Origin of the sequence: Heyndrickxia shackletonii (genome assembly GCF_001420715.1) — a bacterium.
In the GTDB taxonomy this organism is placed as follows: domain Bacteria; phylum Bacillota; class Bacilli; order Bacillales; family Bacillaceae_C; genus Margalitia; species Margalitia shackletonii.
Genome location: NZ_LJJC01000004.1, coordinates 2625912 through 2641483, shown reverse-complemented (window position 1 = coordinate 2641483; position 15572 = coordinate 2625912). Strand labels below are relative to the sequence as shown.

13 protein-coding genes and 1 pseudogene are annotated in these 15572 nt (G+C 36.4%); 12 read left to right on the top strand and 2 right to left on the bottom strand.

All coding sequences use genetic code 11. The features are described 5' to 3' along the window. Nucleotides 1-168: 168 nt before the first annotated feature. Nucleotides 169-2262 (bottom strand): glycoside hydrolase family 3 protein, encoded by a 2094-nt coding sequence (locus AN964_RS12555; RefSeq protein ID WP_055740005.1) that lies wholly within the window; start codon nucleotides 2260-2262, stop codon nucleotides 169-171. Nucleotides 2263-2607: 345 nt separating this feature from the next. On the opposite strand from AN964_RS12555, the gene AN964_RS12550 reads away from it, so the two are divergent. Beyond that, entirely contained in the window at nucleotides 2608-2925 is a 318-nt protein-coding gene (locus AN964_RS12550) for a YciI family protein (protein WP_055740004.1), read from the top strand. Between the two features lie 261 nt (nucleotides 2926-3186). Here AN964_RS12550 and AN964_RS12545 read toward each other — a convergent pair whose 3' ends face one another. Next, complete coding sequence (locus AN964_RS12545) at nucleotides 3187-3612, bottom strand: YfmQ family protein (RefSeq protein WP_055740003.1); 426 nt, start codon at nucleotides 3610-3612, stop codon at nucleotides 3187-3189. 250 nt (nucleotides 3613-3862) lie between these two features. Here AN964_RS12545 and pdxR point away from each other — a divergent pair, with 250 nt between their 5' ends. The 11 genes and pseudogenes from pdxR to AN964_RS12490 all read left to right on the top strand — a co-directional run bounded on the left by pdxR (nucleotide 3863) and on the right by AN964_RS12490 (nucleotide 15554). After that, nucleotides 3863-5296: a MocR-like pyridoxine biosynthesis transcription factor PdxR gene (gene pdxR / locus AN964_RS12540; protein ID WP_055740002.1), complete on the top strand. Its 1434-nt coding sequence runs from the start codon at nucleotides 3863-3865 to the stop codon at nucleotides 5294-5296. Between the two features lie 129 nt (nucleotides 5297-5425). Next, on the top strand, nucleotides 5426-5623 hold the full coding sequence (locus AN964_RS12535) for a hypothetical protein (RefSeq protein WP_055740001.1): 198 nt from the start codon (nucleotides 5426-5428) through the stop codon (nucleotides 5621-5623). 296 nt (nucleotides 5624-5919) lie between these two features. Then, nucleotides 5920-6366, top strand: coding sequence for a MarR family winged helix-turn-helix transcriptional regulator (locus tag AN964_RS12530; RefSeq protein WP_055740000.1), 447 nt, complete (start codon nucleotides 5920-5922; stop codon nucleotides 6364-6366). Between the two features lie 285 nt (nucleotides 6367-6651). Further along, nucleotides 6652-7203 (top strand): DJ-1/PfpI family protein, encoded by a 552-nt coding sequence (locus AN964_RS12525; protein WP_055739999.1) that lies wholly within the window; start codon nucleotides 6652-6654, stop codon nucleotides 7201-7203. Between the two features lie 644 nt (nucleotides 7204-7847). Continuing rightward, nucleotides 7848-8759 (top strand): annotated as a pseudogene (locus AN964_RS27085) (serpin family protein). A gap of 338 nt (nucleotides 8760-9097) precedes the next feature. After that, on the top strand, nucleotides 9098-9925 hold the full coding sequence (locus AN964_RS12510) for an alpha/beta hydrolase (RefSeq protein ID WP_055739996.1): 828 nt from the start codon (nucleotides 9098-9100) through the stop codon (nucleotides 9923-9925). Nucleotides 9926-10106: 181 nt separating this feature from the next. After that, nucleotides 10107-10256, top strand: a complete 150-nt coding sequence (locus tag AN964_RS27610; protein ID WP_161809244.1) for a hypothetical protein — start codon at nucleotides 10107-10109, stop codon at nucleotides 10254-10256. Nucleotides 10257-10792: 536 nt separating this feature from the next. Beyond that, nucleotides 10793-11800, top strand: coding sequence for a Gfo/Idh/MocA family protein (locus AN964_RS12505; RefSeq protein ID WP_055739995.1), 1008 nt, complete (start codon nucleotides 10793-10795; stop codon nucleotides 11798-11800). A 164-nt stretch (nucleotides 11801-11964) separates the two neighbouring features. Continuing rightward, nucleotides 11965-12942 (top strand): ABC transporter substrate-binding protein, encoded by a 978-nt coding sequence (locus AN964_RS12500; protein WP_055739994.1) that lies wholly within the window; start codon nucleotides 11965-11967, stop codon nucleotides 12940-12942. Between the two features lie 78 nt (nucleotides 12943-13020). After that, a complete protein-coding gene (locus AN964_RS12495; protein WP_055739993.1) occupies nucleotides 13021-14511 on the top strand; it encodes a sugar ABC transporter ATP-binding protein in 1491 nt (496 codons plus the stop codon). Between the two features lie 17 nt (nucleotides 14512-14528). Further along, complete coding sequence (locus tag AN964_RS12490; RefSeq protein WP_235950758.1) at nucleotides 14529-15554, top strand: ABC transporter permease; 1026 nt, start codon at nucleotides 14529-14531, stop codon at nucleotides 15552-15554. Nucleotides 15555-15572: the final 18 nt, after the last annotated feature.

The following is a 15572-nucleotide window of genomic DNA, read 5'->3' as shown; positions in this document are numbered from 1 at the left end:
GGAAACACCATAGGCAAGGAAATGATCAAATTTTTTATAAAAGAATGAGTCAATTAATAATATGAAGAGCGTGTTTTGTTCCATCTTTTTTTACAAAACACGCTCTTTTTTATGATTGTTTAGCGAGGTTATTATTATTAATTTTACAAAGAGGATGCCCTTTCCCCGTCAATATTCCAATCCATGACCAATATTATATAAAATACTTCCATCCTGATTGTAGATAGTTACTGGAAGCTTTCCTGTCGGGTTATTTTCACCAAAAATGGTGTTCACAGATGCTTCAAAGCTAGCTTTATTATAAGAATATTGAACTAAATAGGCTCCGACATTTCGATAGGACATGATGTCATATGGATTTCTGATGCCAACCGCGACAACTGGAATGCCTGTTGCAATCAGCTGATTCGTCATTAACATTTGTGATGCGGAAGGTGCTCTGCCGCTAACAGAGGAAGTATAGGTTCCAACAATAATATATTTTGCATCTTTTATTTGATCTAATTGGGCTTTTGTCAAGGTAGTTGATGTATTGATATAGGTCACATTATTATGATGTTTCTTCACTTCATCTACAAGTGATTGTACATAATATCCGGAATAGCCAACAACCGCAATTTTATCCTCTTTTGCCACGTTCAATGGAAGTAGATGATCATTTTTTACAAGTGTTATAGATTTAGCAGCGACTTCCTTTTCAATTTGCTTATGCTCAGGTGAGCCGACAACCTTTAATGCATTTGCAACTTGATCGTCTATATTTTTTTCCACTTCCGGTTTTACAATACTTCTATTTAACTTTAAAGTAAGAATACGTTCCACAGATTGGTCGATTCTGGTAACTGGGATAGCTCCCGAATATACCGCATTATATAATCCATTCGCAACTTGCTCCACACCAACAGGCATTAACAAAATATCAGCACCCGCGTTAACTGCCCGAATAGCTGCATCCACTGGTCCAAAGTTATCTACAATGGCTCCCATGTTCATGGCATCTGTAACAATAACGCCCTTAAAGTCCATTTGTCCGCGAATTAGACCTGTCAAAACTTTATAGGAAAGAGTTGCAGGAAGCGAAATTTCTGTACCATCTTTTTGGGAAATTACCTTTGTATCATCAATTTTTGGGAAAGTTACATGTGCTGTCATAATAGCATCAATTCCGGCATTCATGGCTTGTTGGAATGGATATAGCTCCACTTGCTTCAATCGATCCATATCATAAGGAACTTCCGGCAAACCTAAGTGGGAGTCTACTGCTGTATCCCCATGACCAGGAAAATGCTTCGCAGTAGATGCCGTGTTCGTTTGATGTAGTCCATTGAGATAAGCCTTTCCCAAATCAGCGACCAATTGAGGATCGGCACCAAAGGAACGAACACCAATAACTGGATTATCCGGATTTACGTTCACGTCCATTACTGGGCCAAAGTCCATGTTAATACCATCTGCTTCCAGCTCTTCGCCAATGACTTTTCCAACTTTACCAGCCAGCTCTTCAGAACGGGTTGCCCCAAGTGCCATATTCCCAGGAAAATCAGTACCAGTTTGCAGCCTTGTTACGATACCGCCTTCCTGGTCAACAGAAATTAGCATCCCGTATTTTTCAGCCGCATCTTGATAAGCTCTCGTAAGTCGGATTGTTTGGTCCGCTGTAACGGTATTTTCACGGAATAAAATAACACCGCCAATATGATATTGCTTGATCAGCTGCGCAATTTCCGGCTGCATTTCTGTTACATTTTTCCCTTTCCACGTACGAAAATCAGGCATCAACATCTGTCCAACTTTTTCTGGCACAGTCATATGATTAATGGCTTTACCAATAATGTCATAGCGTTTTCCATGCTCTTTTTCTACGATTATTTTATCTTGATTACCTTTATATTGAATGGAAATTCTATCTTGGTAATTTCCATCAGTTGCATAGATAAAAGTCTTTCCGTTATGCCCAAGTAAAGTCACTTCACCGCTTGGATCAACAGAAGCTACATTTTTATTGGAAGATTTCCAAGTAATATTTTTGTTGGCTAGTAGAAAGTTACCATCGCTATACACATGAAGAGCATTTAACTTCAGTTTATTATTTAATACATCTCGGCTTACTTGAGGGACATTCAAATCTATTACTAGATCATTTAATTTTGTAGAAGATGGTTCATCAGCTTTTGCTTTATTAGCTCCCCATTCTGGTACGCCAGTAAGAATGAAAGTAAAAATAATGATTGAAAAGCTAAATATTTTTACTAGCTTTTTCATCTTTTCCCCTCCGATTTTGTGGAAAATAGTAAAATATGATGATACGTGAATGAAACAGTAATACTTTTTCTACAGAAAATGATTCCCCCTTTATTACAATTTACCTGTGAAAAAAGCTTGCTTCATACCAACTTTATGCATAGGAAGAATAGTTAATGTAGCGATGGAAAAAAAGGGGAAGAAAGTAGGGTGGACTTTAATGAAAGTGGAAATTACATGGGTGTTAGGTCGCAGTTAAAAAAGTCGGTGCTGTCATCCATTCGTTAGTTGCGCAGTTAAAAGATGTTAAATAGAATATTAGATAAGAATGAATGTTCTAATTCTATTTGATAATGGGTGAAGTAAATGAAAAAATTTGTAGTGATGTTAAAAGATAAAAAGGCAGGGGAACTAACACAGGAATTATTAATACAGCATATTGAACATCTTAGAAAAATGAATGATGAAGGAAAACTATTCATTTGTGGACCCTTCAAAGATAATGATAAAGCGATACAAATCATTCTATGTGAAAGTTTGGGAGAAGCAATAAATCTAGTGGAAAGTGACCCCTTTGTAAAAGAAGGTTATTATGCCACTTATGAAGTCAGTGAACTACTGGAAGCAAACGAAGAGAATAATTGGTTAATAGATATTCCACAAACCAAAGATAACCTAACATAACAAATAACATTATCTTTAAAAGTGCTCAAAAAGACCAACTCATGGCAAAATGCGAGAGCAAATGGTCTTTATAAGGTTTCAAAAGACCAACGCAAGGAAGATTCCGGTTGCAAATGGTCTTTAGAAACGTTCAAAAGACCAACCCAAGCAAAAATTCGAGAGCAAATGGTCTTTATAAGTGTTCAAAAGGCAGACGCAAGGAAAAATTCATCCCATTTTTAAGCACCAGTGATGTTCCTTTATTTGTTTGCCTTTTAAGCGCTATTCCAAGTTTTGAAGGTACTCAGATTGCAATCCATATGCGATTATTTTTTTCTTACACAGTTTTACAACATCTACATGATCATGATATCGATATACAAATAATTTAATGGATTTTTTCCCTCTTTTCGTATCAATGACAAATGGTAAACTATTATTTTTTGGTTGTAAAAATGCATTTTCGTTTCCTTGGAAAATATAATAGCGCTCTAAAAAAACGGCTTTGTTAAAGCTTTGAATAAATTGTTTCTTCTTTTGTTCTTCTAAGATTATCCCGTTCATCGTAATAGTATCATTATTGTCATTGAGTTTTAAATGGATTTCAAATTTACTTAAAAACCACTCTACAAGACTGGTAGGTGGACATGTCAATATTATCTTAACAGCACTGGCAATAACGATTGAAAGTACGATCATCCAAGTCATTTTTATCATCTCCTTACAGTTAATCAAGACATAGTAATAACCAGAACTCTGCTATTTCAACATCATAATAGAATAACCAGTTTAATACACCATCCATTTGCATTTAAATAAGACCAACCACTTATAAAGGTAGAAATAGAATAGTAAAATTACAAAAAAGGACAAAAATGATTTGTATTTGGCAATCTTATTTCCGTTACAATCAAGATAGAAGATGCAATTTTTATTATTTTGGAAGAAGGACAGTTAAATGGATTGGAAACCAGATAGAAATAAGAAAACTCCGATTTACATACAAATATCAGAGTATATTGAAAACGGTATAACAGACGGTACGTTTCCGGTAGATAAGCCACTGCCTTCTGAAAGAACTCTTGCGCAAGCATTAGGTGTAAATCGGAGTACAATCGTTTCGGCTTATGCAGAATTAGAGGCAAGTGGGCTGGTGGAGCGCAAGAAGGGGAGCGGAACCATTATCAGCAGGGATATTTGGGGACTTACGAAAAAGCGAATCCCCAGCTGGAACAAATATATTGAAGCGGGAACGTTTTTACCAAATATTCCAGTCATGCAACGCATCCGGAAAGAAACGGAAGAAAATCATCTCATAAATCTTGCGAGCGGTGAACTATCCGCTGATCTTTTTCCTAATGATTTTATACAGGAAACTCTAATGAAAACAAAGTTTACTGGGAACTTAGGGTATGATCATCCACAAGGGAATATCGATTTGCGCAATACCATAGTCGAACATGTTCGAGAGTATCGGAAAATAGAAACGAAGCCTGAGTCTATCCTTATCACTTCGGGTGCCCAGCAAGCTATCCATTTGATTATCCAGTGTTTATTAAAGCCTGGAGATGCTGTGGTGATAGAAAACCCATCTTATAGCTTTAGTCTTCCTATCTTTAAAACAGCTGGATTGAAAGTATTCCACCTTTCAGCAGAGAAAAGCGGATGGAACCCTGCTGAATTAATTCCTATTCATAAAAAGCATCGGATCAAAATGATATTTACTAATCCTATTTATCAAAATCCGACAGGGACGTTAATGCCGTCTCATAAAAGAAAGGAATTATTGGATATCTCATCTGAATTTGGAATCCCTATAATCGAAGATGATCCATATAGTTTGTTATCTTTTACAGAAGAACATCCATCAACATTAAAATCGATGGATGTGAATGGAAATGTGCTGTATATTAGTTCCTTATCCAAAATCGCGGCACCTGGTTTAAGAATAGGATGGATAATCGGTCCACCTCCAGTAATAGAACGATTAGCAGATGCAAAACAGCAGTTTGATTTTGGGCATTCGACATTCTCGCAATGGATTGGAAATCAATTTTTAAGCTCCTGTTACTTAGAAGAACATCTTCATTTATTAAAAAGGGAGTTAAAAAGTCGAAGAGATGCAATAATGAGCAATCTAATTCAATATTTTGGAAGTCATGTTGAATTTCAAAAACCATTGGGAGGAATTCATTTGTGGTGTCAATTTAAAAATGAAGTAAATGAGAATCTCCTTCTAGAAAATTCGATTAAAGAGGGAGTAATCTTTGCACCCGGCAGTACTCTTGGTACAGAAAAAGGATGTATCCGTCTCACATATGCTAGAGGGGATGAAAATACTATTCATCAGGGTGTGAAACGTTTGTTTCATGCTTTCGAAAAAACAAGATAAGAAAAGTGGATGGCTATATTATTGACGGATTGGATGGTCTCAATTAAAGAATACACCATTATGATGATACTAGAAGGAAATTTTATTTTAGAATAAGGACCTTGTCATTGATGGTGGAGGTGTATCGACATGATGATGGTTGCTTACATTTTAGTTGCTGTAGTAGGGATTGCAGCTCTAGTAGGAACGTTAATGGTGGCAGGGAAAGCCGATGCAGACTATAGCACTGCAACCAAAGGAAATTTAACCCGCATTCTATTAATGTATATTATTCTCGGCATTATTGTTATTATAGGGGCGATAGTAGTTTGCATTTATTTAATATAAAAAATAGAAGAAATTCAAGTTTGCAATAATGGTTAGAATGGCTATTCCAGGAGATGGGATAGCCTTCTACTAATTTTTTCATTCAATCGCATAATGTGATAACTAGTGCATTTATCCTGCAGAGATTCATGCACTTTTTTTGTATTCTTGGTGAAATGATGGCGACACCTAGTTAAAAGGTTGGAGAATTTATGATATATTCAAATAGAAATGCGTTGTTGAAAGCTAATGGTTAATCTCTAACTCATAATTAAGAAAAAAGTCATGGGGTAATTAATAGTAATGAGGGGACCAACATGAATACATTTAATAATAATATATTGGAATCTTTTTCAGAAATAAACAGAGCAATCTATAAGTTAGAAAAATTAGAAGCAGATAAACACGGAATAACGGTAGTTCAATTAAAAACAATTTATCATATTAATCTTAATCCTAATATTGGTTTAAGTGAACTGGCAGAAAAGTTAAGGCTTACGAATAGCACAGTTAGCGGTGTAGTCGATCGATTGGTTCAAAATAATTTCGTTGAACGAGTTATACCGCATACAGACCGAAGAGCCATTTCTCTCCTTTTATCTAAAAAGGGTGAGGAGTTGTTAGAAACCATTTTTTCATCTGACAATACTACGATAACAAGGCTAAACGGATTATTAGAAATACCGGAAGAAGAGATCCAACATTTATTAAGACTGCATAAACTAGTGTTATCCAAATTGAAATTTCAAGAGGAAAAAATATAATGATATACAGAGATATTAGGTGAGTATTTCATAGGAGATTAAAACGTAAGCGCTTCAACGCAAAGGAAAAATACTGTAATTCTATTAATATTTTATTCATAGCATTTGGGGATTGCTATTTATTTAATTGACTTAATTAAGGCAATGGTATTTGCTACCATTCGCCTTTTTTTATTGGGCTAAAAACAATTTATGTTGAAAAAATTTTGAAATTAGAGGAAAGTATAACTTTTTTTAGAATATATAAATATAGGCAAAATGAATATTTGAAAGGGGGAGCATTACATGGCAAAAAAAGTATTGTTATTAGCTGGAGATGCGGTGGAGGCGCTTGAAATCTATTATCCTTATTTTCGCTGTTTAGAAGAAGGGTATGATGTTCAAATAGCTGCTCCATCGAAAAAGCAACTTCAAACAGTTGTGCATGATTTTATTGGCTGGGATACTTATACAGAAAGCAAGGGGTATTTAATTGAATCAACCGTTGCCTTTGAAGACGTAAATCCTGAAGAATATGACGGACTAATTATTCCAGGGGGAAGGGCACCAGAATATATTCGTTTAAATGAAAATGTACCTAGAATTGTATCTCATTTCTTTGAAACAAAGAAACCAGTTGGAGCGATTTGTCACGCGAGTCTTATCCTAACAACAGTGAAGCAATACATGGAAGGACGTGAATTAACAGCTTATATTGCTTGTAAGCCAGATGTAGAAGCAACAGGTGCTACATACATCGAAAATCATCTTCATGTCGAAGGAAATCTTGTCTCCGGTCATGCGTGGCCAGATCTTCCTGGATTCATGAGAGAGTTTATAAAACAATTAAATAAATAATATTTATCCCCTAAGAATGGTGATTCTTAGGGGATTTATTTATTTTATTAATTTAACTTACTTTGCGGGCAGATTCAGTCTATGAACGTCACTGTTGTTCCGGGAATTCCTCTTTTGTGGGCACATTCCGTGATTGAATGTTACCGTAGTCACGGGAATTCCTTTGTAACGGTCACAATAAGTCCATGATTGTTACCGTAGTCGCAGAAATTGCTTCGTAACGGTCACAATCAGTCTATGATCGTTACCGTAGTCGCGGGAATTCCTCTGCTACGGGCAGATAATATCTTTAAAATATTCCTGACAGTCTGCAATTCTTGGATTAGCGATATAATGACCGCCTTCTACCTGAATTGTTTGGCCAATGAATTTAGATTCATGGGAAGCAAGGAATAGAAGGTATAACCAATATTGTCCGATTCACCTTAATAGGGAAGGGCATTAAATTTTTCGAAACCAGGTGCTACAGCGTTACTTTTCCTTAAACACGTCCCATTTCCTCTTTTTATATGAATCTATTAAATATTTTAATTTACAAAAATTTGACTAAAACAAAATTGATTAATTATCTAAAATGGAAATAACAATAAATTGTAACCTTATTCTTCCTATCTCAGTCTAATGTTGTAAGGACGGTGAGGAATATGAAGAAATTGGTTTATCCTTTACTGATAGCGTGTTTCTTATTGATTTTGCCTGGCTGTGGAACCAAAAAGGAAGCAGATGGTCTAGAGATTTCAAGTAATGTGGAGTTTGGTAAGGAAGACTACCAAAGAATCGTTTCTTCACAAAATGAATTAGGATTTGATTGGTTACAACATGTGGTAGCTGATAAAAACGAAAATGTAATTATTTCCCCAGCCAGCTTATTTATGGCATTGTCTATGGCTTATAATGGGGCAGACGGAGTGACAAAGGATGAAATTGCAAAGGTTTTGCATGTGGGTGGGTTAAATAACAGTGAGCTAAATAAAGCGAATGCTTCATTAATGTCCATGCTCCATAATAATTCAGAAAAAGTCTAGCTCAATGTTGCCAACTCTATTTGGTTGAACAATAATTACCACTTTCAAGACGATTTCTCTAAGAATAACAAAGATTATTTTAATGCAAAGATTCAAGAAATCGATATTAAGAATCCGAATGCACCAGATAAAATTAATGGTTGGGTCAAAAAGGCAACTAATAACAAAATAAAAGATTTAGTAGATGCACCTTTAAGTTCTGATTTAATCACCATACTGATCAACGCTGTTTATTTCAAAGGGAATTGGCAGTATGAATTTGATAAAAAGCATACAGAGAAGAAAACGTTTCATTTAAAGGATGGGGCCACCAAAAAAGTTCCTCTTATGAAACTCAATAAAGAGTTGGATTATTTGGAAACAGAGGACTTTCAAGCCGTGGCACTTCCTTATGGAGATGGTGAAACGAGCATGGTAGTATTTTTGCCGAAAGAAAATACTCGTTTGGATGAATTTCAAAAGAAATTAAATGCTGATAATTGGAAGCAATTTATATATCCTTATATTAATCTAATATTTCATGTAGAGTAACGCAATTTGCTGCGTTACTTTTTATTACTTTGCTCCATATGTTTAGTACTATGTAATTGTTAATGGAAAACAGCAGTCTGTATTAGCAAGAAGAGGTACTACAGAAAAGTGGCTGACAACTCCACAAATTTTAGCTCATCCAGAACTACCCACCTATCTAAAAGAGAATATAACAGCAGCAGAAAGACTATTACAAGAAAACAGCAAATTAATTTCAGAATCTATTGAATGCTAAAAACGGGTAGTATTAGGAAGAAGGACTAGTAATCATAGGCAAATTATTTTGTGATAATACATAATACCGATCTGAATTGTATGTATAAGCGGAGGAGTTAGTAATGAAACATTATGTTGAAATTTTCGGAAAGGGAAAAGAAACCATCATTTTTTTACCTGGCACAGGATGGACGGGAAATTTCGGAATGCCTATAGCAAGCGCATTGGATGAAAAGTTCACTATGCATATGATTGACTTGCCCGGAATTGGGAGAAGCGAAGGGTTGGATGGGGTAGTAAAAATGGTTGATGCGGCAAATTGGTTAAATGATTATTTAGAGGAAAAAGAAATCCATAAAATCAATATAATTGGTCATTCATTAGGAGGAGGAATTGGCCTATCATTTGCATACTATTATCCTGAAAAGGTAAATAAGCTGATTTTACTGGATATTGGATTTGCTAAAATTGAACGATTTCCAGTTCAGATGTTTGGTTCAGTTGGATACTTTCTTCCCCTTATTAGTGTTTTACATAGAATTTTTGGTCAGAAGTTTTTAGGTAATGAAACAAAAGAGAGTCAAAATATCGAGTCGAAGGAAATAACGGATGAAGAGATGAAAGCAAGGATTAAGAGTCTAGGCCTTAAGGATAGTGAGTTTATGAGAAATGCTATTGCTAATCAACCAGCATCCTCCTTAAAAGGGTTGAGTCTTCTTCTTGCACTTTATCGCTTCAACATGCCGAGAATATTAAATAAACTTAAAGTACCTTGCCTCGTTCTTTATGGAAATCGTAAAGAAAGTAATGTGAAAGTCCAAAACAAAATAAAACGGCAAGTAAGTCGAATTAAGCATTCGAATATTAGCATGAAAGAACTGAATGGTGGCCATTACGCGCATGTTTCAGATGTACGGGCGTTTGATTTCATCAATTCCTTCTTAAATTAAACGATTGGTTTCTAATAGCTGTTTTTTTATTTTCATTATATGTGTCAATTGGAGGGTTCTTATTAAGTTAAAGATTACATTAATTTTATTAAGTATTGGGGAAACCCCATCTATAAGGGTTTCCCAAAATTTTAGTTCAATAATCAACATTAAAGTTTAACAGAACCATAGAATAAAAAAGATGGAGAAAAAATGGTTAAAGGGTATGGATTCCTCCGTTAACTCAACTTGGAATCTGCACCCAAATTGGCTTGAAAACTGGATGGAACGTTTCCAAGGAGTTACAACGAAATATGTTGGACAACTACCTTTACTGGTTCCGTTAGTTTGAATTGAGTAAAAAGATAGTATTTGATGAACGAGTCGATCAAATGCTTTTTTCTGTGTGTCAAAAGTCGAATTTTATTACTGTTTTGGATTTGCGGGGCGGGTTAAATTACATTCATCGCTTTTATGTTTTTATTAGAATAATAGAAACGAAGCTCCCAGTGAAATACCCCACACTATGATTCTTCAACATTATTCCTCACTTTTTATATCTAGTTATTTTCATCTACAATCAAACATTCACAAGGAAATTAATACTGCGAAATATATAGTTGATTTTTACCAGTAAGCTCTCTAATAATTTAATATTTCGGTGCAAAATCTTTACTAGTTTTTGGAAGATGATTAATCCTCCAATACTTTTTTGACTGATTAGTTCTATTTAAATATTTGCCAACGTAGAAATGGGTACAAAAGACCATAAAAAAGTAGGAATATCTTATTCTAAAAAATGGATATTCATATACACTACTCTGCTTCACGTTGTTCCATGAATAATCCAAGGAACCATATAAATGAGTTAAGAGGGGGGTATGTCTATTGGGTATTAAAGTTGGTATTATTGGATGCGGTTCCATCGCAAGACTTCGTCATGCACCAGAGTATAAAGTAAACCCGCATGTCGATGAGATTGTCTTCTTCGACCGTAATCCGGATAGAGCAAGGGAACTGGCAAACATGTTTGATGGCAGTGCAGTTGAAAAGGTAGAAGAACTTTATAAGGATCCAAAGATAGTGGCAATTAGTGATTGTTCCTCCAATGATGCACATCATATTTATACTTCGAATGCTTTGCTAAATGGGAAGCATGTTCTATGTGAAAAGCCTTTGGCTATTAATGTTGAGTATGCTGAAATAATCCTCAAAGCGCAAAAGCAGTCTGGAAAGATATTAATGGTAGATCATAACCAACGATTTACGAAGGCGCATCAAAAGGCTAAGGTAATCATCGAAAACAAGGAATTGGGTGAAGTGTTAACTTTTAAGACGACATTTGGACATAAAGGACCGGAAAGCTGGGGCACGGAGAAGTCGAATGCAACTTGGTTTTTTAAAAAAGAACGATCTTCCTTAGGTGTTGCCGGAGATCTGGGAATTCATAAAATCGATCTCATTCACTATTTATTAGATGATGTAGTAGAAGATGTGAAGTCATTCCATGGTGCTTTGGATAAAGTTGACGAAAATAGAGATCGTATTAAGGTTTGTGACAATGTAGTTTGTGCTTTAAAAACAAAAAGAGGCCGTATTGGAACGGCTTCCTTCTCATGGACATATTACGGTGCCGAGGATAACTCCACCATCATCTATTGTCAAAAAGGGATTATCAAAATCTATCATCATCCAGATTACCCGCTTTTGATTGAAACGGAGGATGGGGACGTAATCAAATACGAAATAGAATCTATTCAAACTAATGATAACCAAACAAGTACTGGTGTGATTGATGCTTTTATAGAATCGATCCTTTATGATAAAGAGCCTCCTATTACTGGCCAAGAGGCACTCGCATCACTAAAGGTGATAGAGAAAATCATAGGTGGATAAGTTATCTGGAAGTTTCGGTATAAGAAAAAAATTGGTTTCATAAAATGTAGTAATTATTCTTTATAGGATCAAAGAGGGAACGTGCCCGTTAACAAAAAAATTGCACTAGAAAGGTCAATAGAATTACTTTTTAATAGTTTGTAAATTTTAAGGGGGAAAGTCTAGTGAAGAAGACTTTATCGTTGATGGTGCTTGTCTTTTTAATAATGGTGCCTCTTCTTACTGCTTGCGGCGGTGAAAAATCATCGGGCAACAATGGAAATGGCGGAAGCTCAGGAACAAAAAAACATAAGATTGGGATTCTGGCACCGGCTGTTACACATGGCTGGGTGGCTGCAGTTGCCTATAATGCAGAGTTGCGGGCAAAGGAATTAGGAAAACAGATAGAGTACAAAATTGAGACTAGTAATAATGCAGAAGAAATGACTTCCCAACTTGATGATTTAAAAACATGGGGAGCAGAAGCGATTGTAGCATTTCCGCAATGGGAAGGCATGGAGGTACCGATAAAGCAGGCATTGGATGCAGGAATTAAAATCATTAACTTTGATATCAAAATCAATGTTGATGGTGTCTACCGAGTAGCAGGGGACAACAAGGATATGGGTATTCAAGGAGCTAAGTATGTTGTCGATAAAATCGGAAAAACAGGAACGGTAGTCATGCTGGAGGTACCGTCATCCGGGTCTGTTTCCGAATTAAGAAAACAAGGTTTTGTTGATACGATGAAAGAGATTGCACCTGATGTGAAGATTCTCTCTTATGCTACGAAATTTACACGCGAAGACGGGCTAAAAGACTTTTCGGATATCCTAACGAAAAATAAAAAGATTGATGCTGTTTACTCCATGGATGATGAAACCTCCATCGGTGTACTGCAAGCAATTAAGGAAGCAGGGAGAACCGATATTAAAGTCGTCACAGGTGGCGGTGGAATGCAAGAATATTTTAAAATGATGCCGGATAACAATGACATTTGGATCGAGTCAGCACTATATAGTCCGGCAATGGTAAAAGATGCGGTGGATATTGCGTTGAAACTGTTAAACGGAGAAGATGTACCAAAAGAGACCATCATTCCTACTACAATTGTTGACAAATCTAATTATGAAAAATACTTAGACGATAAATCTCCATATTAATCTATGTTTCTATAGAAAGATAAACAAATGAGGGGTTATGGCATAGCTATAACCTCTTTTTACAAAGGGGTGGATGCCATGTTCGTAGAAATGAAAAATATTAGAAAGTCCTTTGGAAGCAATGCAGTATTAAAAGATGTATCGTTCACTCTGAAAGGCGGAGAAATTTGTGCGCTGCTTGGGGAAAATGGAGCGGGAAAATCTACATTGATGAACATACTTGGCGGCGTTCACCAAATGGATTCAGGAAGCATAAGTCTAGATGGCAAACAGGTAAAGTTTGCCACTCCTGCACAATCACAGGAGGCTGGAATTGCCTTTATCCATCAAGAGTTGAACCTCATCAATGATTTACCAATTTATGAAAATATGTTTCTTGGCAGAGAACTAAAAACAAAAAGAGGAAGACTGGACTTAGAAAGAATGATGAATGAAACAAAAGAAGTATTTAAACAAATGAATGTCCAGCTAGATCCGAAAACATTTGTGTCTGACCTAGATGCTTCCTATAAACAAATCGTAGAAATATGCAGGGCAATGATGATGAATGCATCTATTATTATCATGGATGAACCTACTACCTCTTTAACCGACCAAGAAATTGAACGAGTCTTTTCAATGATGAAAACGCTAAAGGACAAGAATGTTGGGATTATTTTTATCTCCCATAAACTGAATGAAGTAATGAGTGTTTGTGATAGATTCACGGTACTAAGAGATGGCGGGCTAATTGCAGAGGGAAACATCAGCGAAGTGACAACAAATGATTTGGCACGGCACATGGTGGGATATGAGGTTAGGACAGGTTCCCTTTTAAAGGAGAAAAAACTGGGGAAGGAAGTTTTACGAGTAGAGGGACTTACCAACAACCGAGACTATCGCGATATTCATTTTTCAATTAAAGCAGGCGAAGTCCTTGGGGTGACAGGACTCTTAGGGGACGGAAGAAGTGAGCTATTTCAAACAATCTTTGGCGTAGATAAACCTTCATCAGGCAAAATTTTCTTAAATGGTATGGAGGTAAAAATAAAAAGCACTGCCCATGCAATCAAAGAAGGAATTGCGTATCTGCCGAGAAACAGAAAAGAAAACGGTATTATCAAAGATATGAATATTCTAGAAAATGCTTCTATCGTGACTTGGCCAATATTTTCAAAGCGCGGAATGATTGATACAAAAAAACATATAGCAGAATTTGAGCAACAAAGAAACGCTTTGCGAATCAAGATGGGAAAGGAAACGGACAGCATTAACAGCCTTTCAGGAGGAAATCAACAAAAAGTGGTTTTATCCAAATGGCTGATGGCAAAGCCGAAGCTGCTGATCTTAGACAACCCTACTCAAGGTGTGGATGTCGGAGCGAAAGAAGATATTTACAATATTATCTTAAAACTTGCTGAAGAAAACATTGCCATCATTGTGCTTTCCAGTGAAGGACAAGAAATCATCCGCGTCTGTGACCGGGCGCTTGTTATGTACCATGGAGTGATTCAAGGGGAAGTATCCGGAGAAACAATGACAGAGCAACATATCATGAGTCTTGCTACTGGAGGCCAGTTGACGAAGTAAGGGAGGGGATGTTGGAGATGAATAAAAATTTTTTTCGATGGTTTCGTCATAAATGGAAGGAGTCTCCACTATTTAGTACGGCCATTGCGCTCATTATTATGGTGATTCTGCAGACATTGGTACTGGGATTTAATTATGATTCATTCGGCAGCTGGTTTCAGTCCTGGATCAATAACTGGATTAATATCCTGAGAAATAACGCAGGGATAGGAATCATTGCATTAGGGATGACGTTTGTTATTATGACCGCAGGGATTGATTTATCGGTGGGATCTACATTAGTAGCTACTGGAGCATTTGCAATGATCCTTTTGGATACAGGATCGAAAGGACTTTTGGCGCAAATAGGAATTACGGGAATTCCTGCATATCTTATTGCGGTTTTACTGGTATTAGTTTTCGGCTATTTGTTAGGTTCTTTGATAGGAGTCACCATTACTAAAGGGAAAACTCCTCCATTTATTATTACTTTAGGCGCGATGATGATCTTTAGGAGCGTTACCCAACAATTCATGCAAGGTTACAACCCGACAGTACCGATGGATTTCTTACAAGTTTCCAATCTCAGCATTGGAGGATATTTGATTATGCCGATTCTATATTGGGCTATCATTGCATATATCCTTTACTATGTCTCTAAGCGAACCGTTTTCGGGAGACAAGTCATTGCGGTCGGTTCCAATGAAAAATCGGCAAAGCTATCCGGAGTAAATGTAGATAAAATTAAGGTACGAGTATATGCATTAATGGGGATTCTTGTTTCCATTGCGGCTATTCTTCAAGTGACTAGGATAGGTTCCATGGACTTTGCAAACGCTGGAAGAGGAGCAGAAATGGATGCTATTGCTGCAGCGGTAGTAGGCGGAACAAGCCTGATGGGCGGAAGAGGGTTTATTATCGGTACCATCTATGGGATGTTAATTATTGCGGTAATGAATAATTTATTGAATTTATTTGGAGTGCCGCCGTTTTTAAGAGAGGCGTTTAAAGGGATTATAGTGATTGGAGCTGTGCTTCTGCAAAGGAAGGAAAAATCAGCTTAAGAGTGGAATAGTTTAATA